This window comes from Lyngbya aestuarii BL J (assembly GCF_000478195.2).
GTDB lineage: Bacteria > Cyanobacteriota > Cyanobacteriia > Cyanobacteriales > Microcoleaceae > Capilliphycus > Capilliphycus aestuarii.
The window spans coordinates 22,178-45,453 of the sequence record NZ_AUZM01000045.1; the positions used below are offsets into that span (position 1 = coordinate 22,178).

The 23,276-nt window shown below is 39.1% G+C and carries 18 protein-coding genes; 11 read left to right on the forward strand and 7 right to left on the reverse strand.

Annotation, left to right across the window (positions count from 1 at the left end):
* Nucleotides 1–4 precede the first annotated feature (4 nt).
* Entirely contained in the window at nucleotides 5–790 is a 786-nt protein-coding gene (locus M595_RS18010; protein ID WP_238987097.1) for a Tic22 family protein, read from the reverse strand.
* A 540-nt stretch (nucleotides 791–1,330) separates the two neighbouring features.
* Between M595_RS18010 and ybiA the strand changes: the two genes are divergently transcribed.
* Nucleotides 1,331–1,777, forward strand: coding sequence for a riboflavin biosynthesis intermediates N-glycosidase (gene ybiA / locus M595_RS18015; RefSeq protein WP_023067802.1), 447 nt, complete (start codon nucleotides 1,331–1,333; stop codon nucleotides 1,775–1,777).
* A gap of 158 nt (nucleotides 1,778–1,935) precedes the next feature.
* Here ybiA and M595_RS18020 read toward each other — a convergent pair whose 3' ends face one another.
* The 5 genes from M595_RS18020 to M595_RS18040 all read right to left on the reverse strand — a co-directional run bounded on the left by M595_RS18020 (nucleotide 1,936) and on the right by M595_RS18040 (nucleotide 6,602).
* The gene (locus tag M595_RS18020; RefSeq protein WP_023067807.1) at nucleotides 1,936–2,961 is read right to left on the reverse strand and encodes an NAD-dependent epimerase/dehydratase family protein; all 1,026 of its coding nucleotides are present in this window, start codon (nucleotides 2,959–2,961) and stop codon (nucleotides 1,936–1,938) included.
* Nucleotides 2,962–3,070: 109 nt separating this feature from the next.
* Complete coding sequence (locus tag M595_RS18025; RefSeq protein WP_023067804.1) at nucleotides 3,071–3,655, reverse strand: YdcF family protein; 585 nt, start codon at nucleotides 3,653–3,655, stop codon at nucleotides 3,071–3,073.
* Nucleotides 3,655–4,725, reverse strand: coding sequence for an NAD-dependent epimerase/dehydratase family protein (locus tag M595_RS18030; protein WP_023067786.1), 1,071 nt, complete (start codon nucleotides 4,723–4,725; stop codon nucleotides 3,655–3,657). Before M595_RS18030 ends, M595_RS18025 begins: the two co-directional genes overlap by 1 nt.
* A 4-nt stretch (nucleotides 4,726–4,729) precedes the next feature.
* On the reverse strand, nucleotides 4,730–6,214 hold the full coding sequence (locus tag M595_RS18035; RefSeq protein WP_023067825.1) for a GMC family oxidoreductase: 1,485 nt from the start codon (nucleotides 6,212–6,214) through the stop codon (nucleotides 4,730–4,732).
* Nucleotides 6,215–6,236: 22 nt separating this feature from the next.
* A complete protein-coding gene (locus M595_RS18040) occupies nucleotides 6,237–6,602 on the reverse strand; it encodes a hypothetical protein (protein ID WP_023067814.1) in 366 nt (121 codons plus the stop codon).
* A gap of 112 nt (nucleotides 6,603–6,714) precedes the next feature.
* Here M595_RS18040 and M595_RS18045 point away from each other — a divergent pair, with 112 nt between their 5' ends.
* The 3 genes from M595_RS18045 to M595_RS18055 all read left to right on the forward strand — a co-directional run bounded on the left by M595_RS18045 (nucleotide 6,715) and on the right by M595_RS18055 (nucleotide 11,719).
* The gene (locus M595_RS18045) at nucleotides 6,715–8,571 is read left to right on the forward strand and encodes a hypothetical protein (RefSeq protein WP_023067791.1); all 1,857 of its coding nucleotides are present in this window, start codon (nucleotides 6,715–6,717) and stop codon (nucleotides 8,569–8,571) included.
* A 454-nt stretch (nucleotides 8,572–9,025) separates the two neighbouring features.
* Nucleotides 9,026–10,696: a BCCT family transporter gene (locus M595_RS18050; RefSeq protein ID WP_040484304.1), complete on the forward strand. Its 1,671-nt coding sequence runs from the start codon at nucleotides 9,026–9,028 to the stop codon at nucleotides 10,694–10,696.
* An 87-nt stretch (nucleotides 10,697–10,783) separates the two neighbouring features.
* Nucleotides 10,784–11,719, forward strand: a complete 936-nt coding sequence (locus tag M595_RS18055) for a universal stress protein (RefSeq protein WP_023067826.1) — start codon at nucleotides 10,784–10,786, stop codon at nucleotides 11,717–11,719.
* On the opposite strand, the gene M595_RS18060 is transcribed toward M595_RS18055, so the two are convergent.
* Nucleotides 11,720–12,175: a flagellar basal body L-ring protein FlgH gene (locus M595_RS18060; RefSeq protein WP_023067818.1), complete on the reverse strand. Its 456-nt coding sequence runs from the start codon at nucleotides 12,173–12,175 to the stop codon at nucleotides 11,720–11,722.
* A 179-nt stretch (nucleotides 12,176–12,354) separates the two neighbouring features.
* Between M595_RS18060 and M595_RS18065 the strand changes: the two genes are divergently transcribed.
* The 7 genes from M595_RS18065 to M595_RS18095 all read left to right on the forward strand — a co-directional run bounded on the left by M595_RS18065 (nucleotide 12,355) and on the right by M595_RS18095 (nucleotide 23,205).
* On the forward strand, nucleotides 12,355–14,145 hold the full coding sequence (locus M595_RS18065) for a hypothetical protein (RefSeq protein WP_023067819.1): 1,791 nt from the start codon (nucleotides 12,355–12,357) through the stop codon (nucleotides 14,143–14,145).
* Between the two features lie 120 nt (nucleotides 14,146–14,265).
* Nucleotides 14,266–15,375 carry a glycine oxidase ThiO gene (thiO, locus tag M595_RS18070; RefSeq protein WP_023067805.1) on the forward strand — a complete coding sequence of 370 codons (1,110 nt, stop codon included), beginning with the start codon at nucleotides 14,266–14,268 and terminating at the stop codon, nucleotides 15,373–15,375.
* 107 nt (nucleotides 15,376–15,482) lie between these two features.
* Nucleotides 15,483–16,079, forward strand: a complete 597-nt coding sequence (locus tag M595_RS18075) for a hypothetical protein (protein WP_071809947.1) — start codon at nucleotides 15,483–15,485, stop codon at nucleotides 16,077–16,079.
* Nucleotides 16,080–16,747: 668 nt separating this feature from the next.
* Nucleotides 16,748–16,978 (forward strand): hypothetical protein, encoded by a 231-nt coding sequence (locus M595_RS18080; protein ID WP_023067823.1) that lies wholly within the window; start codon nucleotides 16,748–16,750, stop codon nucleotides 16,976–16,978.
* A gap of 359 nt (nucleotides 16,979–17,337) precedes the next feature.
* A complete protein-coding gene (locus tag M595_RS30205) occupies nucleotides 17,338–18,477 on the forward strand; it encodes a hypothetical protein (RefSeq protein WP_023067801.1) in 1,140 nt (379 codons plus the stop codon).
* 238 nt (nucleotides 18,478–18,715) lie between these two features.
* Complete coding sequence (locus M595_RS18090) at nucleotides 18,716–22,435, forward strand: WD40 domain-containing protein (protein ID WP_052001807.1); 3,720 nt, start codon at nucleotides 18,716–18,718, stop codon at nucleotides 22,433–22,435.
* Nucleotides 22,436–22,566: 131 nt separating this feature from the next.
* On the forward strand, nucleotides 22,567–23,205 hold the full coding sequence (locus M595_RS18095; RefSeq protein WP_023067824.1) for a TetR/AcrR family transcriptional regulator: 639 nt from the start codon (nucleotides 22,567–22,569) through the stop codon (nucleotides 23,203–23,205).
* Nucleotides 23,206–23,276 lie beyond the last annotated feature (71 nt).

Below are 23,276 nucleotides of genomic sequence, written 5' to 3' on the forward strand. Positions count from 1 at the left end.
GCGGTTACTGACCCGAAGATTGTCGTTGTTGTTGGATAAATTCTACAGTTTCGCGAGGAGGAATCAAAATCACCAAATCTAAGAATTGGTCACTATCTGTCCGAAACGCTTCCAGCAAAACTTCTAACGGTACAACCTCAATTTTGACCGACGAAATTAAATCCGGTTGTTGAGTTTTAAATTGTTCCAGCATTCCCTGTAAGTCTTCTTTCGTGAAAAAGAAAGGAATCGCCTGTTTATCGCCCTGTTGTACTGTGATTACCCGATCATCTGCTCCGGCTCTAGCTAAAAATAATGGCACTCCTCTAAACTGACTAACATCTTGACCGTTGGCTTCTAAAACAGCTTTTGCAGAGTTTAATTGTTGTTGAGTCGGAACAAAAGCAAACATCAACCGTTCTGGATTGCTTTGATTTTGTTGACCAATTTCATAAATTTTTCCAAGAGGAACTGCTGTAATTTGAACTGAGGAAGCCAATTCAGGATTTTGGGTTTTCAACTCATTAATAAAAGCTTGAGCATCCTGACGACTAATATAAACTTCGACAACAGAAGCACTCTGACCTTGACTTTGAGCCGTTCCCACTAAAGGAGAACCTTCGGAGTCTGTAATGGTAAAGACAGGAACTGCACCCAATTTTTCTAAAACTTCGTTAGGGGTGAGTGCGAATGCGGGTTGAATTCCAACGGGTAAAAAGCTAGGTAGACGAGAAGGTAAGCCCGGGTTAATGAATAAATGACTACCTATTATTCCCAATACCAAACCTAAACGAGCCAGTAATTTCATCATTTTTGCCTATTTTTATCTTGAAAGAACATTAAATCAAGGGTTAGACCTATGGGTTAGATCTCAGTGTCACACAAAGCAGTTTTATTTTACCGACTCTCTACTTTTTGCGGTATCTTATAGGTCTGCCAAACACTATTTGAATAACTCATGCTGGTAAGCATTTATCTTCTTTTTCTGATCAAACTGAGACAGCTTCATAGACGACCCAACTCCCGGTTTTTCTCCCAAAAACGTCTTTTAATTTTTTGATTATGGATTATTTAACCATAGTTTTTACTCATCCTACCATAATCCCCTCTGACCAGTGAGAGTAGAGGAGCGACTCTGACTTGTCCACCGGAAAGCGATCTCCGACTGTCTTCACACTCATTATTGTTTAACCCTCTTTCTAGATTTAGATTAGAAATCGGGATAACAAGATATGATTGTTACCCTGGCCCTCTGTCGTTCTCCATCTTTTCCTGATCTCTGACTTGTACTCAATTCAGACTGGGTATAATTTTATGGGTATAAGAGTTACTCCAGAAGAACAATCAAGAGATGACAATTTATTTTTATAGCAGTCGCGAAGAACAGTACGGGTGTTTTTCTAACTTTTCCTATCATGGTTTTGTACTCGATGAATTGTGGTGGCCAACAAACGAACATTATTTTCAAGCCCAAAAGTTTGTTTCTACAGATCCAGAGTGGTTTACAAAAATTCAGACGGCAAAAACGCCTGCAAAATCAGCGAGAATGGGACGCAGCCGTGAACATCCTCTACGTTCAGACTGGGAAGAAGTCAAAGATGAAATTATGCAAAAAGTCGTTTTATGTAAGTTTCAAACTCATGCAGATATTCGAGAAATATTACTATCAACAGGTGATGAATTAATTGTCGAAAATTCTCCGATTGATTATTATTGGGGGTGTGGTCAAGATGGCAGCGGAAAGAATAAACTCGGTGAAATTTTAATGGCGGTTCGTGAAATTTTACGTCAATCCTAACCCATTGAGGTGACATCTCTGACATAAACCTGAGAAAAGTAGTCAACAATTACAGTTAGCCCAAGACTAGCAGCTTGGGTTTTAATGAAAATTATTTCTCTATCGGTAAGTCTTAAACGCTATACTAAAGAGCTTAGATGAAAAGTTTTGATCAAGTTTCAAGAAAACTTTTTCAGAACCCATAGAAGTTTCTCTTTTACAGGGCGTCGGTGAGCTGAACCTGCTTTTTCAGCCAGTAACTTATCATAATTTTTTTGAAACCAATCATAACTTTCTTGGAACATTTCATCATTAGAATATTTGGGTTTCCAGCCGAGTTCTAGCAGAGGATTGACATCAAAATAAAACTCTTTATGATAGGTTAAGTAATGCCAAGGAGCGAGGGGACTCAAACCAACTAAATCTAAAATTCTCAAGGTATTAATAGTCAAACCTGTCGGTAGACTTTTAACTTGTGATTTTGTTCCCGCATAAGCAATTAAGTTTTCTAAACCTTCTCGTAGGGTTCCGAAACGATCAGTACCCACATTATAAATTCCGGGTTTACCTAAATCAAGGGCGAGTAGATAAGCATCCATCAAATCTAAGGCGTGAATGAACTGAAATTTAATATTTCCACTCCCAATCACGTATACATTTCTTCCTTCTTGAATCCATTCAAATAAAATCTGAAAAATACCCAGTCTTCCTTCTCCTAAAATCGTCCGAGGACGAATGACAATTAAAGGTAAATTTCCTTGTTCACAAACTTCACGAACGGCGATTTCTCCAGCGAGTTTAGCTCGACCATAAATTTCTACAGCTTTAGTGGGTGTGTCGTTATTAATCGGACATTGACAATCACCAAATAAAGCACTAGAACTCATGTGAATAAAGCTTTGAACACCTGCTTTTACGGCTTCTTCTGCGGCGATTTGGCTTCCTGTTACATTCACTTCCCAAAACTTTTTACCAGATTTTGTGAGGGGAACTAAAGCAACGTTATGGTGAACAATATCAATTCCTTTCATCGCCTTTGCTACCCCTTCGCGATCGCGAATATCACACTGAATAAATTGGATATCTTTGGGACGGGTGGGATCTTCCCAAATATCGAGAATGGTGACATCTTCTCCTCGTTCTTGTAAGCGTCGAGCTATTAAATTTCCTAAAAATCCCGAGCCACCTGTAACAAGATGTTTCATTGACTTCCGTTCACTCTCCACACAATTTGCCTGCACAAATGATATAACAAAAGCTGTTCATTCGTAAAGGATTTAAAATGTAACTTACACGATAAATACAAAAATATACTCATTTAAAGTTATTCTGATGTGATTTGAGAAGTTTTACTTTCCAACCAATCCATCGACTAAAATTATAACATAATGCGATTATTTCATAAATAATTTGAGCGACTGGATAGTTATAAAACCAAAGGCGATCAACCATTTTACGTTGTACTTTTTCCGGGCGAGTTCCGATCACGTTTTGAACATTAAATTCACAGAGTTTAAACATGATTTTACTTCTCAACGAATGAGGAGCATTGCAATATAAAATCACCTCTCCGAGTGGCCATAATTTTTCCTGTTCTAACCATTTTCTCAGCAGTCGAGCGTTATCAAATGTATCAAGGTAGGGGCGATCTCGAATTTCAATCGGGAATTTTACGTTAAGTTGGGGTTGCTTACTTTGAAGATATTGGGCTGCATATTCTTCTTCGGAATATTCACAACCAAAAGCATTTCCGGGAGAAATATATACAGACTCAGTTATCGGAACATCTTGAATGATTCGCTGCAAAACCGCTTCAAAATAGTCTGATAAAAAAAAGGTGTCTTTAGGAGTATTATCCTGAGAAACTAAGCCTTCTGTGATCACAATATGGCTAACCATTAGGGGTCAATTCCTCCATAGTTTTCAAACACCCATTTTAAACTGCGTCGCATTCCTTCTTCTAGGGAAATTTGAGGATGATAATTCAATTCTCGTCTAGCTTTAGCAATAGAACAGGCGATGGTTTTATTCATCTCAGATAAAACGTGTATTTTCTGCTGATAGAGTCCTAAAGATTGCAGTAAACTGTCAACACCTAGAGCCACTTCACTAGCAATTACGGGAAGTTTTAACCGCTTATGTTTGCAAGTTTGATGAAATTCAGACTCTAATAATTTTTCCACAGTATCAATGATTTCATTCATCGAATAAGGATGTTCATCGGCGATCCAATAGGTTTCTCCGTTGGCTTTTTCAGTGAGTGCGGCTAACAGTAAACCCTGACACAAGTTATCCACATAAGCCATCGATCTGAGGTTATTTCCATCCCCAACAATAGGCCCTTTTCCTTCTCGAATCATCTGAAAAAATAGCGTTTGTCTGGGCGGTTGATTCGGGCCATAAAACCAGGGTGGACGAATAATAACAGTTTCGATTTTTCCGGCTTGATAATATTCTTGAACGGCTAATTCCATTAACATTTTAGAACGCCCATAGTTCATGTAAGGATTGTAGGGCGATTTTTCATCAAATAAATGATCGGGGTGGGGATTACACCCACAGGGAGAATTAGAGGAAACAATAACCGCCCGTTTAATCCCGGTTTGAATGGCGGAATTCAGTAAGTTTTTGGTTCCTTCTACATTGATTTGATAAAATTCGTTGATCTGTTGGGGGTGAATAATTCCAGCCGTATGAAATAAGACGGCATTTTCTGCACCTTCACAAAAGCGATCACAATCTTGAGGATTTCGTAGATCTCCTTTGAAAACTTCTATTTTATCGGAAATTTTTTCAAGAATTGTTGCATCTTGATGGGGTAAAATTAGACAGCGAATTTTGAGTGTTTCTGAGGGCTGACTTAAAGATTCACAATCTGTTAATCCTTGGGCTAACGCTTTAACTAAGCTTGTCCCTAGCCAACCTAATGCTCCGGTTACTAAAACTAAATCGGTTTTAAATTCTATCATTTTTTTAAAGTTTTCCTAAAAATTTGAGTACGTTACGCCGTGTAATTGCCATAATTGAACCTTGAGGATTGACACCTGGAGCAGTACAAAGTAAACTCGCATCAGAGATATATAAATTATCGAAACCATGAACCTTTCCAAAGGAATTTGCTGCACATTTTTCTAGATTTTCTCCCATCGGACAAGAAGACATCACATGAACGGTCATTAGGTTTGTCTGAGATTTTGGTAATAGATCTGGAATGTGTTTAAGGTCATTAGGTTGAGTTAATCGAGGGAAATTAGAAATACTAGGATACAATATTTTGGCTCCTGCTTCAAACAAAAGTTGAGATAATTTTTGCAGGGCTTCTGATAAATCTTTTAAATCCTGTTGAGTGAGGTGATAGCGAACAAGTGGATCACGAAATCCGGGTAAACAGCGAACAGAACCTTGACCTTGACCTGTTATCATGGCATAGTAAATTGCCATTTTCTGCCAATTTTGATCGACTTCATGTTTATATTGAGGATGATCGGTCATTCCCACGGCGAGATAAGGAGGCGAACTAATTGAACAACCAAAACTAAATCGAGGAGAAAATTCTTTGACTTGATGAACCGGAACACCCATGTCTTTTGAATTAACGATTTCATTGAATTGAGCAATAACTTTAACGGTGGAGTGCATTTGTAAGCTATTCCCAATATTTTTGGTGATTCCACTACGTCTTAATAAAGCGGGTGTTTGAATGGCTCCACAACAAATAAATAGAGTTTTTGCTTGAATTTCTACGGCTTGTTTGGATTGATAATCAGGAATATAATTTCCTTTGATAAACCATTGTTTTCCCTGTTTACGAATGAAGTTAATTCGAGTATTTGTTAACAGTTTGCAGCCTGCATCTATTGCTCTAGGAATAAAGGTTTGAGTCATTGACTGTCGGGTTCCTTTTGGAGTGACAGCAGGATCGGTTTGTGCTTGATACCGAAACCAACGCGGTACTTCTAAAGATTGCCAACCTAAACTTACTGCTCCTTGATGAAGTTTGAGAGAAGCAAGGGGAGGTTTTCCAGGTAATTTGCAGACGGTAACGGCTTGTTCGCAGGCTTCAAAGTGAGGTAATAATTCGGCTTCTGTTAGGCTTTCTACTGCAAATTCAGTTTGCCATTTTTCTAAGATTTCGGGGGGTGTTCGATGATAAAGTCCGCTATTAATTTCGCTTCCGCCTCCAACACATCGTCCTTCTACATATTGAATTTTAGGTTTACCAAATGCTGCGGTTAAGCCTCCATTTCGGTATTTTTGTTCTAGTTCGGCTTGGGAAAAAGCACGACAAGATTCTAAAGAAAAATAAGAACCTTCTTCTATTAACAAAACGTCTCGTCCTGCTTCGGCTAATAAACAAGCTGTAATTGCTCCTCCTGGGCCTGAACCGATTACGGCAATTTCACAGGTTAGAGGCGATTTAGGATGAGTAATTCTGTGATTTTGTACGGATTTAGACATCAACTTAACTTTTTCTTTGATTTTAATTTAATTCTTTTATTTGCTCGGATTTCCAACAGAGTACCACTAGACTTTCATAAAAGCGCATCAAATCTCTACAAATACTAATCGGTGCATTTTTCCAAGCTGAAATTTGACACCAACGCATTGTGTGAGGTTGACGAGAAAAGGGATAACCTCTTACTATAAAACCCCAGAAATTAAAGAGGAGCGTCAGGAATACAATCGGAAACCGAAGATAATCTGGCATTCGGTTGTGTTGTTGCAAAACAAAGCGAACGACATCATTATGGGGGAAAACACTACTTGAGTGAATCGGTTCACCGGACTGCTGAATGATAGAGTAGCATAGCGCTGATGCTGTATTTTTGAAAAGTTGATTGATCATTATCGGGATTGGGAATAAAGATTGATCAGAATGATTGGTCGTTAGAGTATTGACAGTTTAACAGTCATAGTATATCATTTTAATCTTAAAATCATTGAGAATTAAATCTTAGATGAAATTGTTAGAAACTCAGCTCGAAGAAACGAAAAATGATTCTATTTTTTACAAGTTTATCTGGATTTTATATCTTGTACCGATATTATCGACTTTTTGGTTAATTAAAAGATATGGAGTCGATGTCCCGGTTTGGGTTGATCAATGGTCTTTGGTTGATTTATTTGAGGCAATTGCTTCAATTGATTTATCCTCTTTTTTGGCTGAACTGTGGGAATTAAATAATAATCATCGTATGATTTTTCCTAAAATTATCTTTGCGGTGACAGCTTTTTTTTCTAACTGGAATATTTTTTATGAACTCTATTGGAGTTTTAGTTTAGCTTTAATTTCATTTTTCATTATTTATCAACTTTCAGAAATCACGAATCAAACTAAGAGTATTTTTCTTTTTCATGCAACGAATCTAATCACCTGTTTTCTGATGTTCTCCTGGGTTCAATACAGCAATTGGCTATGGGGATTCCAAATTGCTCTCTATTTAATTAACTTTTGTGTGATTTTATCTATTTTTATATTAGCAAGCTTTTCCAAGTTTAATTCTCAAACAAAGCTAAAGTTAGCGGGATTGTTTTGTGTTATTGCTAGCTTTTCTTCGGCACAGGGTTTAATGTCTTGGTTAGCTTTAATTCCATCAATTTCAGCCCTAGAAGGTTCACCGATACAAAAAAACAAACGATTATTTTTATGGTTAACGTCTTTTATATTTTGTGGTTTTATTTATTCAATTCAGTACAACTCTATACCTGTTACTGAGTATTACGATATTGTTAGCTACAATTCAATCTGGGATAAATTTAGAGTTTATATTCACTTCTTCTTGAATGTCGTCGCTGCACCGTTAACCGGAGATTTAATATTTGCTTGGATTTTAGGATTAATTATTACTTCTTGTTTTATCTTTATATTTTGGCAATCTTGGATTGAACGTCCTTCAATTCGTCATCCTTTTAGGACTGTTTTTATCTCCGAGTTTGCTCCTTGGATTTCTATGGGCTTATTTTCAATTTTATGTATTTTTTTAATGACAATTGGACGAGCCGATATCGGTGCAGACTATGGGCTAGTTACATCTAGATATACCAGTCATTCAATTTTACTAACAATTGCGGTTATTCATCTATTTGGTTTACATCTTTTTCGGTCTTATAGTCAGTTGAAACAATCAACATCTAATCACAGAATCTTAACTTATAGCTTTTGCTTAGGATTAATAACAAGTTTAATGTGGATTCGATCTTATCAAAGTCTAAATATAGTCAAAACACAAATCTATCAACCGACTCAGATCGCTCAAAACTGCTTATATTTAATTAACTATTTAGATCTAGAAAATTCACAGTTTTTTCAAAATTATCCCCACCATTGTTTAATCTCTATAGTGCCTACCACAGCCGGATTTTCAGAACAAGTTAAACGTCTCCAAAACATTAACTTGAGAAACTTTGCCGAAGATATTCCCTTTGTCGAAGAACCCGATCAAATTCATGGTTTTATTAGTTCACCTTGGACTCCTGAAAAAAGCTTTAGTGTACCCCCAGGTGGAATCGTTAAAATAGATGGCTGGGCTATTCTTCCCAATCAACCTCAACAGCCTCAGCTTGTGTTTCTTTCCTTAGATAATAACCAGTCTTTTTTTGCGAATGCTTATGTTAATTTACCCAGTCCAGATATCGTTAAATTTATGAATTCTGAAGCCTATCAAAATTCTAGATGGGAAGTCTCTTTTTCTGCCGATAATTTAACCTCTGGAGAAAACATCATAAAAGCTTGGATTTATGATCCCCAAAAAAGACAGTTTATAAAATTATCTGGAGAAATGCAGATTACTGTTCAGGAAAATCAGAATTTTTAAAAAATAGATTTTATGGGATGTTATTAAACATTAATTAACTTTTTTGTTGATATTAAAAATTCTCCTATAGCGATCAATTTATGCTAAAATAGAGAGCAGTCAACCTTTATGAGTATGAGGATTACAGCAAAATTCTGAAAAATTCAAGATGTAATGTTACATTATAAATAAATTCAGCTCGTCCTACTGTGATTATCTTAGAGCAGTTAAATTTGACTGGATCTACGCTAGTTATCGAGCAATTGAATCAAAATCTCTGAATCGATAGATAGATCAATAGATCGCATAAGTCGGATCAGGGCTGATCTAACAAAAGGAGGTTGAGTTCAGCAAATGCTGGACCCAGACAAGCTAAAGGGAATCACCCCTAGCTTGATTCTTCGGTCCCGTACCGCACTCCTATTCAAGCGTGAGTGATTGTACGGTAGCAGTTGAGGCAAAGGAGAAAAAAATTATGAGTCTGAAAGGATCGCAACACGAGCAGATCCCCAAGAAAAATCGTCGAACTCCCGGAGACACTAACATCCGTTTCTGGGGGTTTGATATGCACCCTGAAGTTTCTTTGACTTCAGCCAGTTTGATTATTTTATTCATCGCCATGACGTTGATTTTTAATGATCAAACCGAACAAGTTTTTAACACAGTTCAAAGTTTTATTTCCAATACATCCGGCTGGTTTTTGATTTTAGCGGCGAATATTTACTTGGGAGTTGTGATCCTTCTCGCCTTCAGTAAATATGGCAAAATTCGCTTAGGGGGACCGAACGCCAAGCCCGAATTTTCTACTTTTGCTTGGTTTGCAATGCTGATGAGTGCAGGAATGGGAATTGGGCTGATGTTTTGGAGTGTGGCGGAACCCGTCTTTCACATGGAAACTCCCGCTCCATTCTTTAATAATGTTGACCCCAGTACGCCGACAGCAGCCCGAGATGCAATGGCAATTACCTTTTTTCATTGGGGACTTCATGCTTGGGGAATTTATGCTTTAGTCGGTTTGTCTTTGGCATTTTTTGCGTTTAACCGAGGACTTCCTCTAACAATTCGTTCTGTTTTTTATCCCCTTTTGGGTGAAAGAATTTATGGTTGGCAGGGAAATGCAATTGATATTTTATCGGTATTAGCAACATTATTTGGTCTGGCAACTTCTTTGGGATTAGGAGCAAGACAAGTCAGCACCGGATTAAACTTTTTGTTTAATTCACCTGATACAGTTTGGTTTCAGGTAGTGCTAATTGCTATTATTACGGGTTTTGCTACGATGTCTGTTGTAGCAGGATTAGATAATGGTGTACGATTTTTGAGTGAAATCAATATTTACATTGCCGCCGCTTTTATGGTGTTTGTCCTGTTGGTGGGGCCAACATTATTTATCATCGGTTCTTTTGTAGAAAATGTAGGATATTACGTTTCAATTTTACCGAGTCTTAGTTTCTGGACAGAAACTTTTGATGGGACTAAATGGCAGAACTCTTGGACGGTTTTTTACTGGGGATGGTGGATTTCTTGGTCGCCTTTTGTCGGAATGTTTATTGCCCGAGTGTCTAAAGGTCGAACAGTTAAAGAGTTTGTTTTGGGAGTATTATTTATTCCCTCTTTACTGTCTTTTATTTGGATGTCAGTCTTTGGAGGTTCAGCCTTAAACTTAGTTTTACAAGGAATTGGAAACTTACCCGAAGCTGTCAATGAAAATGTATCAACTGCCCTATTTGTAATGTTAGAACAGTTTCCTTTCACAGGAGTGAGTTCTCTCATTGGTGTGGTTTTAGTCGTGACTTTCTTTGTCACTTCTTCTGACTCGGGTTCTTTAGTGGTTGATCATTTAGTCTCTGGCGGAAAGTTAGATTCTCCCGTTACTCAACGGGTATTTTGGGCGGTAATAGAAGGCGTTGTCGCTGCTGTTTTGTTACTGGGTGGAGGATTAAAAGCCTTACAAATGGCAGCCATTACCACAGGTTTACCCTTTGCCATTGTATTAATTGTCATGTGCTTTAGCTTACACAGAGGATTATTTGAAGATTGGGTAGAATTAGAATCTAAACAATTACGTTCTTCTCAAGCTGTAATTAAAACTAAGTCTAAAATATCTTCTCATCCAGAAATTGAACAACCAACACCTCGTGAATAATCTGGAAATAATTAGGAGTATAACTTGCTAACGAGTAGTGTGGGCAATGCCCACCTACACTATTAATTGATTTAGGAGGAAAAGATTATGTATAGCACAATTTTAGTCCCTTTAGATGGTTCTGAACGTGCTGAAACTATTATTCCATACATTAAACAGCTCGCCCGAAAAGAAAATGTTCATGTCGTTTTTACTCAAGTCATTGAACCTAAAATTAGGAGTGCTATTCTGAATCTAAAAAAAGACCGTGAAGTTGCCTATCCTCTCCAAAAAATTGATCAGATTCAGCATTATTTAATGGGATGGAAACATCAATTTCAAGAGCAAGGTTTATCGGCTGATATTCTGTTATTGCGAGGGGTGGCAGTTGAGGGAATTTTGCAAGCAGTGGAGTTTACCAATGCAGATTTAGTTGCTATGACTTCTCAGGGAACAACCGGATTAGCCCGAACTTTATACGGGAGTGTTACGTCTGGGCTACTCAATAAAATTCACTGTCCTTTATTGGTTGTTCAATCTCAACAGTCGGAAAAATCACCTGAAATTAATCAGATTTTAATCCCTTTAGATGGCTCTGTACGGGCTGAAAAAGTGATTGATTATGCGGAAATAATTGCTCAACTTTATGACGCCAAAATTATTTTACTTCGAGTTGTCAGAAGGGGATATCAAGCGACGACTATCCAAGATTTAGACTCGGAAATTAACGAGGAATTTGTCGCCAAAGATATCTTTAACCGTCTCGAACAAAATCAAGCACTTGAACAGATAAAAAAAGCCCAAGAATATTTATTGAATATTCGTTCTCAACTCCAAGCACAAAATTTAACAGTGGACGCACATCTCATGTATGGTAGACCGATTGAGAGTATTATTACCCTCGCTAATGATCTGAATATTGATTTAATTACCATGACAAATAAAGGACGAACAGGTTTATCTAAGGTTTTGTATGGTAGCGTCGCTTCGGGAGTTCTTAATAGTAGTTATCGTCCTTTATTAATTGTACCCACCCAACAATAATTATCGACTAAAGTTAATTGAAAAAATCTGATTTTTAATGGTTCCAGCCACAAAGATTGAATAGATAAAAGAGAGATCAGAACTGTATTGAATATCCGCAACTCCACTTGCATCTGAGATATCCGAATCAATTAGATCAATCTTAATTCCGTAGGGATCTCGGCGAGTCACTTGACCTTGAAAACGGACTAATTGTTCATTGCTATTGCGAAAAATGAGTTCGGCTTCTCCATTGTCATCAATGCTGACAGAAACAAAAGTTATTGTTCCTCGAAAGCGATTATTAATAGAATAAGTACCCGTACCCTCCTGAGTTAAACGAACATCTCCTGAACCCTCAGAATTTTGTACAATGATCAAATTACTTTGAGCAACGGGTTTAGCGATCGCTAAATTATTCTCCATTAATGTCCAACTTCCACAGATGATCATCACTAGAGATATTAAACCTTTCATCGGAAAACTCCTTTTGTTTATTCCTTTATTTTAAGCCTGAACTTAATAATATGATGAAAAACCTACATTCTTGCTAACCGTTTAAACTTCTCAGTTCTATTCTCTCTCAAATTGAGAAAAACAGTATCCCAATCCAGATTTAATTTAACTCATTCTATTGACTTGTTTTTTCCTATTTAATGACTTCCAAAAATACGGTTTTTTTCTCTCCTCAACGTTTGACTGTATTCCTTCTTTATTTGATTCCAATTCTGGTTATCTGTGGATTAGTTGGTTATTTTGGTGTCAACGTTCCCCTCTATGATCAATGGATTTTACCCTATTGGTTTGAGAAGTTTTCAAGTGGAACTCTCACGGTTAAAAATCTATTTGCTCAACACAACAGCCACCGCATTTTTTTTCCTAAACTTATTTTTATTGCTTTGTCTTTTGCATCGGGTTGGAATATCTTATGGGAACTTTATTTTAGTATTATTCTCGCTCTATTAACCTTTTTAGCATTATATCGTCTCTCTCAAATTACCGCTCAAAATTTAACTCAAACTAGCCTACATCTAACCAACTTATCAAGTTGTTTTTTACTGTTCTCTTGGGTTCAACATGAAAACTGGCTGTGGGGATTTCAAATTGCTATTTTTTTGATAAACTTTTGTGTTGTTCTCTCTTGTTTAATTTTATCCACTCCATCCCTCAAGCCTCCAGTTAAACTCACAATTTCCGCTCTTTTATGTAGTATTGCAAGTTTCACCTCCGCCCAAGGATTATTATCTTGGTTAGCGATGATTCCTTCTGTTTGGACTATTGAAGGAAGTATCAGACACACAAAACAGCGATTATTAGTTTGGCTTGGCTTGTTCTTGTTTTCAGGTTTTATTTATTCTATAAACTACCGCCAAGAAACGGATACTGTTCCTGTTGTTGTATCTGATCATAAAATCTTCGCAACGATTCACTTTTTTCTCAATCTCTTAGCTACACCTTTTCTAGATTCAACTCATATCAATTGGCTGATGGGATTGATTATATTTTTAGTGTTTTTAGGATTAACACTTGCGGCTTTATTCTCTTTTAAATCTGAGCAGTTAATCAGGAATTTATCTCCTTGGATTTCTATCAGTTTATTTTCTTTACTGTGTAGTGCTTTAATCGCGGTTGGTCGGTCTGGTTTAGGTACTGACTATGCGATTTTAGCGTCTCGATATACAACTCATGCGATTTTACTGCCCATTGCAATTCTTCAACTCAGTCCGCGAATTATATTTAACCCTACTCTCAATTTTATCACGATTTCCCGCTCTAATCAATTATTAATTTTTGGATTGTTAACCGGAATATTCCTGAGTTTAAACTTAGTCAGGTCAGCCAATGCAGTCGTTTATGTTAACTCTCGATTTACCTTAGTTCAAAGTGGAAAAACCTGTTTTAATCTGATTAACTATTTAGAACAATCCGCTTTTTTTAAGACCTCTCCTCAAAGTTGCTTCAGTTTAATCAATTCTAGCCAGTGGAGAGAATTAATCTGGGATTCGGCGGAAAAACTGAACCGCTTAAACTTTAGAAAATTTGCCCAAAATGTAGCCTTTATTGAGACTCCTCAACAAACCTATGGGGAAATCACCTCTCCTCAACCCTTCACTCAAGTCATTAATATTTCAACAACAGAATCAGTTCAACTCCAAGGATGGATTAACCCCACAAAAAATCCTCATATCGTTCTATTTTCCCTTACCGATAAACCGACTTTTTTTGCTAACGCCTACGCCATAAACTCCAGTGAACCGCCCTTAAACCCCAATCAATTATCATCTAAAAAATTGCTAACATGGGAAGTCGAATTCTCTGCTGATGTTCTCCCTATCGGAACCAGCATCATTCACGCCTGGATTTATGATTCCACCGAGAATCAATTTATTCAACTCAATCATCAAGTCAGTCTCCAGGTATTTGATTCTACTTCTTTGGAAGAATAATCCTCAAAACGATCCCAAAGCTAATCTAAATTTTGATCTCAGAGAATGACTCTTTTTTTGTAACAAACTCACGATAAATTTGGTACTATAGTTGAGAGCATAGCCGAACTCTTGATCGCAATGAATGTTTCCGATGACATCATTATTATTGGTGGTGGATTAATGGGGTTGTCCTTAGCAGTCGAACTCAAACTGCGAGGTGCAAATGTCACTGTTCTCAGCCGTAATTTCCACGAAGCCGCAGGTCATGTCGCCGCAGGAATGTTAGCGCCGCAAGCCGAAGCCATCCCACCCGGGCCAATGTTAGAGTTGGGCTTACGCAGTCGTTCGCTGTATCCCCAGTGGACGCAGAAACTTGAACAAATCACAGGTTTAGACACAAGTTACTGGCCTTGTGGAATTCTCGCGCCCGTTTACGAAATTCCCGACACAACCAAAATTGATCACCCTGCTGATTCTCCCGCAATTTGGCTCGATCAACAAGCGATTAACCAACACCAACCCGGTTTAGGGGCTGATGTGGTTGGGGGTTGGTGGTTTCCCCAAGATGCACAAGTCGATAACCGTCGTCATCTCGTCAAAGCCTTACAAGCCGCTAGCGAAAAGTTAGGGGTTAAAACCTTGGAGGGCGTAGAAGTTCAAGATATTATCCGCAACTCCAAAGCCGTTGAAGCCCTGGAAACAAATCGGGGTAAAATCACTGGGTCACAGTACATTTTAACCACAGGGGCTTGGACAGGACAACTCCTCCCGCAAGTTCCCGTTTATCCCCGCAAAGGACAAATGTTGTCGGTGAAAGTCCCAGAATCCTTTGATTCCCTTCCCTTAAAACAAGTTTTATTTGGAACCGAAATTTATGTTGTTCCCCGTCGAGATGGTTTAATTGTGATTGGTGCAACTCTCGAAGATGTTGGTTTTAACGTGGGTTTAACGCCAGATGGAGTTCAAAGTCTACTCTGGCGGGCTATCCGAATTTTCCCACTTTTGCGTGATTTTCCAATTCAAGAATTTTGGTGGGGATTTCGACCCACAACACCCGATTTACTGCCTATTTTAGGAACCAGTCCCTTTGAGAATTTAACCCTAGCTGTAGGTCATTATCGCAACGGAATTTTACTCGCACCGATTACCGCTAAACTGATTACAGAATGGGTATTAGAGCAGAAATCTGATCCTTTATTAGAATACTTCTGTTGGGAACGATTTTCAACGGCTCAACTTCAATACTAAAACAGGGAACAAAAAGCAGATGAGTTGGGGTCTTTTTGTCAGGATTCCCATGAAAAGCAGAAGCATTTTTCTTTTCGATGAATTTTGATCTCACTACAAAACAATTAGTGAACCCTCAAATCTATCCTTATGCAATTAAAACAAAATACGGCTTCTGGCTGAAGTGGGTGTTTGTCACCGTTGTTGGTTTTTTTGTGAGTTTACTCTGGATTGAAATTGGCGAAAGGCCAGATATGGGACTGTTAGCCGGAGTGGTGGGCGGAACAGTTATCGGTTTTGCTCAATGGTTCGTTCTCAAGCAATATATCTATCAACCTTGGCAATGGATTTTTGTCAATATCCTGGGTTGGACGGTATTAGGATACTCCCATCTTGGGGCGATTGCTTGGGTTGCACCTCGAACGTTAGACCTCTTTGACCGCATCCTCTATGGCCTCATAGACGGTAGCCAGGTGGGAATCTCGATAGGTTTCTTACAGTGGTTAGCCCTGAAAATTCAAGTTCCTCGCGCTTGGAAATGGTTGTGGGTGAGTCCACTCTGCTGGTCTGTGGGATTATCCATCGGTTGGGCGTTTGGGGGGGTTATGCGTCAAGCCACAGAACTTTTTTTAGGAGATGTCTTGGGTTTAATGATTACTTGGATGATTGTTGCTGGACTTACGGGAATTGCGTTGATTCGGTTATTTTGGATTGATGATTGGTAATCAAAGATTCTCCCAACTCCGGTTAATTGTACGGTAAACGCCCAATCAAGGGGGTTTGTTCCCCACTGTTTTTAAAGCCAAATTGAGTTAAGATCAAAGTAACACAAGTTCAAAGTTCAATTTTTCAGTTCAGTTCTGGAAAATGTGATAAATGATCCGGATCTGATTGGAACTCCCCCCGTAAAGAGATGAAGTAAAACTTCCATTTACAAATCATTCAAAATTTTTAGCGTTTCCCCGAATTTTGTGCCATTTTCAACACGCTTTTGAGAGTAGATGAGATTAGATAAAATCGTTTTCTCTCTGTCTTGATACCCTCGTCAAAAATTGCCTTTAGGTTTTCATCCCAACGGATGATTTTTTTTCCCTCTAAAAAAGAATGATGTCTGCTGATCAGCGGTTTTCCGGTGCGCCACCTGAAACCATTCAGTTTCTCACTGTTTGACAAGTTTAAGAGATTTCTTAATAATAGTCAGCAGAAACTTAAAAATTCAGCACAATTCTATCCGTTAACCGCGAAAACACACGAAAATAACGAATAAAGGGCGATGTTCTCCCTAAAATTCCGGCTGAAGTGGTGAGATTGAGAATAATAAAATAAGGAAGAACTGAAAACAATCAATCTCAAATGAACCCTGAACTGAAATAATAGATGAGGTTAAAAAAAGATGAAAATGACACCCGGACAGTTACGTTTAATGATAGCACTTCCGATGCTATTGATGCTCGGTGGGACTTCGAGTTGGGCCAGTAGTCTGGAAATTCAACCCTCGACTCCCCAATTTAAACCCTTCTCAGATTTGGAGACTCAAGACTCTACTCTGATTCTACCTGAGAAGCCCTTCTCACCCGAGATTTTTTATGATCGTACACCTTGTAAGCTTTACGGGAAATGTTAGACAGTCCATCAACTCTGTTGTGTCAGGAGTGAACGATTTTATTGATCAACAATTTAGTATGGGGTAGACTTTCCGAGTTCTGTACAATGGAAAGCAGCTTTTCCCCATTTAAAATTAACCGCAGAGTGCTATGATTATTTAAACTGACACTCAGTCTTTGATCGTTTAACAGAGAAAGTCTAACGATTCGACAAGTAAACAATCCGATCGCCAAGATTGTTCTGTCGCCTGACGGTAAAAATATTGAACTGATTATCCAAGTTTATTGAAAGCAATGCTATCGTGATCTATATCTTGAGTATTTATTGATCTTAAATTAAGTTAATCTAGGTGTATCTTCCCAGAAATTAACCAGCCCAATGAATGTATATCCCCAAGACGATACAGTAACTCAGAATCAAAGCCAGATTGATACTCTTTCTCGGACTCTCAAACTATCTGAGGGAGAATTTTCATTACTATTACTTCGCTGTAACTATACAACTCTGCGGGAAAAAGTTGTTAAGCAACTCCACCAAAAATCCTCTTTACCCATTCGAGAAGTTTATGTTAATGCTTCGATTGATAACCTTTATCGTACCCTAGAAACTGAACTTTTAGAAGAACAGCCTGCGGTGGTGATGGTATTTGGTTTAGAACAGGTAAAAGCCATCAATGAAGTTCTCGCAGCCACGAATTTAGCCCGAGAAGCCTTTTTGAATTTTCCTTTTCCCTTGTTGTTGTGGATTAATGATCAACTGTGGAAGAAGTTAAACCGACGAGCGCCGGATTTTACCGGGTACGCTACGACCTATGTTTTTTTACAAAGTTCTGCGGATTTAATCCAGTTTCTTCATCAAAAATCTCAGCAACTGTTTAACACTGTTTTAGAAATTGGGGGATGTTCGTTTGTTTCTAATAGTAAGATTTTAGGTGAATATTGTGCCTCCGAACTGCAACTGGCTGATCAAGATTTACAAAGTCGAAACGTTACTTTACAGCCCGCTTTGACGGCGGGTTTAAGATTTGTTATAGCTCGATATTATTATGCTCATCAACAGATCTCAGAAGCCCTAGAACAGTATCATTTGAGTTTAAAGTTTTGGCAGCAGGAATCTGGTCGAAATTTATCTCGAACCACAAGTTTTGAGATTGAATATCCCCTGATTAATTCTTCCCCCCTCAAGACTTCGTTGATTTGGGAAGGTATTATTTTACATCATTTAGGACTCTGTTTAGCATATCAAGCCGAACAACATATCCGACACACAGGCCAAGGAGAATGGCAACAAGCAAGACTCTATTTTGAGCAATCTCTAGAGAGTTTTGAACGCGCACAGCGTCAGGATTTAGTTGCAAAATTTATTAATCAATTGGGTGAAATCCTGAGTAAACTCGAAGACTGGGATGCGTTGTTTAAACTGGCTTTAAAATCTCGAAAACTGCATCAGAATGAAAATTCTAAACCATTACAACTCGCTCAAGACTATGGTTTTTTAGACGGAATATTATCTTCATAGAAGGGACTGGGAAAATACCAAAGAATTTGCGACAATCGCCTTAGAAATTCTCCAAAAAAATCCCGATTATACTTGTGATGATCCCGTAAAAAATCAAAATCAAGGTTTATATTATTGGTTACTTGCTCAAGCTTTAGAACAGTTAAGTCAACCTTGGGATGCGATAGAAAAGTTAGAAATTGCCTATAAAGAAACTGCACCTAAATACAATCCTAGATTTTATTTGCAAATTTTAGGAATGTTGCACCGACTCTATTTTGAACTGGGTGAATATCGAGAAGCGTTTGATACGAAAAAAGAACATCGTACCAAATCAAGTGCTTTTGGTTATACTGCTTTTATTGGTGCCGGACGACTGCAACCGCGAGAACAAGCCGTCGATCCGATGTTAGGAACAGTCTCGACAGAAGCAACTGTTACCGATGAAATCAAAGCCTCGGGTCGTGAAGAAGCAATTAATCGTTTACTCCAACGAGTCGGAAGCACTCAGCATAAATTAACAGTCATTTATGGTCAGTCTGGTGTCGGTAAAAGTTCAATTATGCGAGCGGGTTTAGTTCCGGCTTTACAAGATTTTAGCATTGAAGCGCGTCAAGTTGTCCCCATTTTACTCAGAACCTATAACTCCTTTGCTAAAGAACTCGAAAAAAGGCTATCAAATTATCCATTAACAGAGTTTCCAGAAACAGAAAAAACAACAGAAGAAAAGGTCGAATCTCAAAATTCAACTCGCACAACTCAGCGCAGCAATCAAGAAGCACTTGAAAATATTTTACTCCAATTAAAAGCCAATGCGAACCAAAACAAAATTACAATTTTAATCTTTGATCAGTTTGAAGAATTTTTCTTTACTTATACCCGACCCAAAGCCCGTCTGCTTTTCTTTGAAGCCTTAAGAGACTGTCTCAATTTGCCCTATGTAAAAGTCATCATTTCAGTTCGAGATGACTACTTACATCATCTACTCGAAGGAGTGCGGCTAATCGACTTTGAAATTATTAATAATGATATTTTAAATAAAGATATTTTATTTTATCTCGGAAACTTTACCCGCAAAGAAGCTTATAATGTGATCAAAAGTTTAACAGATCGGTCTCATTTTTTCCTAGAAGACGCACTGATTAAAGCCTTAGTCAATGACCTCTCGAGTGAACTCGGAGAAGTTCGTCCGATTGAACTACAAGTCGTCGGCGCCCAACTTCAAGCCGAAGATATTACCACCTTAGCTGAATATGAAAACAAAGGCCCCAAACAAAAATTAGTTGAACGCTTTCTCGAAGAAGTGATTCAAGATTGCGGATTAGAACATCAACAAGCCGCTAATTTAGTTCTATATTTACTCACCGATGAAAACAACACTCGTCCCCTGAAAACTCGCTCAGAACTCACAGAAGAATTAAAAGAGGCCCTCGGAAAAACAGGCGTTGAATATCAACTCGATTTAATTTTATATATTCTTTCTCAGTCTGGCTTAGTATCTCGAGAAATTGTAGACGGGACCGAATTTTATCAACTGGTTCACGATTATCTCGCAGATTTTATCCGACAAAAACATCGCTCAGACCGAGAAGTTGCCTTTGAACAACTCCAACAAAAAAATAAAGAACTCGAAGAAGATGTCGATATCTATTCTCGCCTCGCCAAAGAAACCGAACGTCGCCGCAAAGCCGAAACCCGCAGTCGTCAACTTGAACGAATTATGGCAGCATTAGCTGGAGTATTATTCGCGGGATTTACGCTATTTGCCATGGGACAGAAAAGACAAGAAGCCCAAGCAAGAATTGAAGCAATTGAGGCGGCAAAAGACTCTTTAATTGTTGCCGATCAAAACGATCAAATTGGAATTTTACGGGCCAGTCTAATTATCGGGGAAAATATTCAACAAACCAAGGCTTCAAAAGATCTCGAAAATCAGATAGCCAAAGGACTACGGAAATTATCCGATAATAGCCTCCATGAACGGAATCGACTCGAACAAAATGACAGTGTTTTAGCGGCTAGTTACAGTCCCGATGGAGAAGTCATTGCCACTGGGGGAAACGAAAAAGTGATCAAACTCTGGAATCGAAATGGACAATTCATCACTAACTTTATCGATCCAGCCATTAGTTCACAACCTCTATCCCATGAAGATGTGGTATTGGGTGTTAGCTTCAGTCCCGATGGCCAAACGATTGCTTCGGCTAGCTATGATACAACCGTTAAACTCTGGAGTCGAGATGGTCAATGGTTAAAAACACTCAGAGGTCATCAGGCGGTTGTCACCAGTGTGATTTTTAGTCCTGATGGTCGCCTGATTGCTTCGGCGAGTGCAGATGGTACGGTTAAACTTTGGGATGTCAACAACGGCACCGCAATCAAAACTATTAATGCTCACAAAGGTGGCGTTTTAGATGTTAAGTTTAGCCCCGACGGAGAAACCATTGCTTCGGGAGGGAGTTTTGATCCCACCGTTAAACTGTGGAAAATAGACGGCACCCGACTGAAAACCCTCAGAGGTCACTGTCAGTCCGTTCAACAGACCGAAAACTGCATCGGGGTTTATGAGGTGAGTTTTAGTCCCAATGGTCTAGTTTTGGCTTCTGCGAGTGGCGATCGCACGGTGAAACTCTGGAATGTGCAAACCGGAAAAGAGATCGAAACCCTCAAAGGACACAATAACGATGTTTTGGGTGTTAGTTTTAGCCCCGATGGTCAGACCATTGCCAGTGGTAGCCGGGATCGAACCGTGAAGCTATGGAACAAAGATGGCGTGATTTTGCAAACCTTTAGTGGACATAATAACGATGTTTGGACAGTGAGTTTTAGTCCAGACAGTGAGATGATCGCCTCTGCAAGTTCCGATAATACGGTGAAACTCTGGGATCGCAACAGCAACCCTCTTGATCATATTCTCCAAGGACATCCGTTAGCCATTAATGACGTTGATTTTAGTCCAAATGGCGAAATTATTGCGACAGCCAGTGACGATCAAACCGTTCGACTGTGGAAGACTGACACGGTTCAATTGTTGAAAAATTCAGACGATCAACCCTTATTGTTGCAACATCAAAACCAAGTGCGTTGGGTGAGTTTGAGTCCAGACGGACAAACCCTCGCCACGGTTGGCACCTCAGAACCGACGATTCAATTCTGGAATATCCAAAACCTAGAGACGGGGTATACCGCATCTGTCAAGACGTTGAACGGACATGACTCTGTGGTGAATACGGTTGAGTTTAGTCCGAATGGAATCATGGCTTCTGGGAGTGAAGACGCAAAGGTGAAGCTTTGGCAAAAGGACGGGACTTTAATAGAGACTTTAACCCTGGATGCTCCGGTTGTCAGTATTGAGTTTGATCAAACCGGAGATGTAATGGCGATCGCTACTTCTGATCCGCAAACCCAATCCCAACTTCAATTGTGGAGTCAAGATCAAACGGGTTGGCGCTTCCGCACGATTCGATCTTATCCAAAGCGAACGATTAATCAAATTAGTTACGTCTCAAAGGCTGGACTTTTAGCGATCGCAGTTGAAGATCCTAAAGATCAAGTTGAAGATCAAGTTGATCTCTGGAGTCCGAGTCAGGGAACCTCTTGTCCTCTGAAACATCAGGCGACTGTACGCAGTATTGATATCGATCCCAGTGGTAAAATTTTGGCAACAGCGAGTGATGATAAAAAAGTTCGATTTTGGCCGCTTGATCGCCAACAACTTTGGCCGACGGATGGAAACTGTCAGACTCAAGAGATTGAACCGTTTTACACCATTGATCAAGATGTATTTATCAATCGGGTTCATTTCAATCAAGATGGCACAATTTTAGCGATCGCCAAAGAGGATGGAACAACTATTCTTTGGAATATGCAAGGCTTTGAGTTAGATTATCAAATCACCCAAGGGTGTTTGTGGCTTCAGGACTATCTCTCGAATCTTCCTGATCAAGAACGTGCTTCTCTGTGTCAAAACTCAAAATAGAGGGAGGCGCGCATCTCCCCAACTCCCTGTCAAACCACTTCCAGCGATGTTACGCTTAGACTGTACAGTGTGGTACTGTTTGGAGCGAGTTATAAGCATAATATACACAACAAAATAGGAGAATCAAAGCGATGCGTAAAATCACAAACCTTGAATATTCACGTCCGGGATGCGCCGAGAAAGCCGACCAAATTCTCCGAGGTGCCATGCCCGAATTTTTAGCCCATGGCTACGCTTGCACCAGTATGGATAAAATTGCTAAATCGGCCGGTGTGTCCAAACAAACCCTGTACAGTCACTTTTGTGATAAAGACGGCCTATTTACCGCCCTCGTTAAACGCATCGCCTCCGAGAAATTTCGCCTGGTTTGGTCACAACCCCTCAAAGGTCAACCGGACTTAGTGTTGCGAGATCTCGCCCACAGAATCATTGAAAATGCCTCAGAGGATGAATATCTCTGTTTTGCCCGTTTAATTATCGGTGAGTCTAGCAAACGACCAGATTTAGCCGAAATCTTTGTGCAGGAACTAATTCAACCCGCCACAGTCACGTTAACCGAATATTTCCAAAATTGTCCACACCTAGAAATCAACGACCCTGAAGCCACAGCCCGGATCTTTGTCGGTGGGTTAATCCATTTTATTATGGTGCAGAACGTCCTCCAGGGAGACAAACTCATGCCAATGGACTCCGAACGGTTGATTGATAGCCTCGTTGATACTATCGTTAAATCTGGACAAAAAACCCCAAGTCAAAAAATAAGCCTGTGAACTCTGTCCGTTAAGGTTCTCTATCTGCCATCATTGACCTATAAAAACACCACCTATCCCTTCTGCTTTCG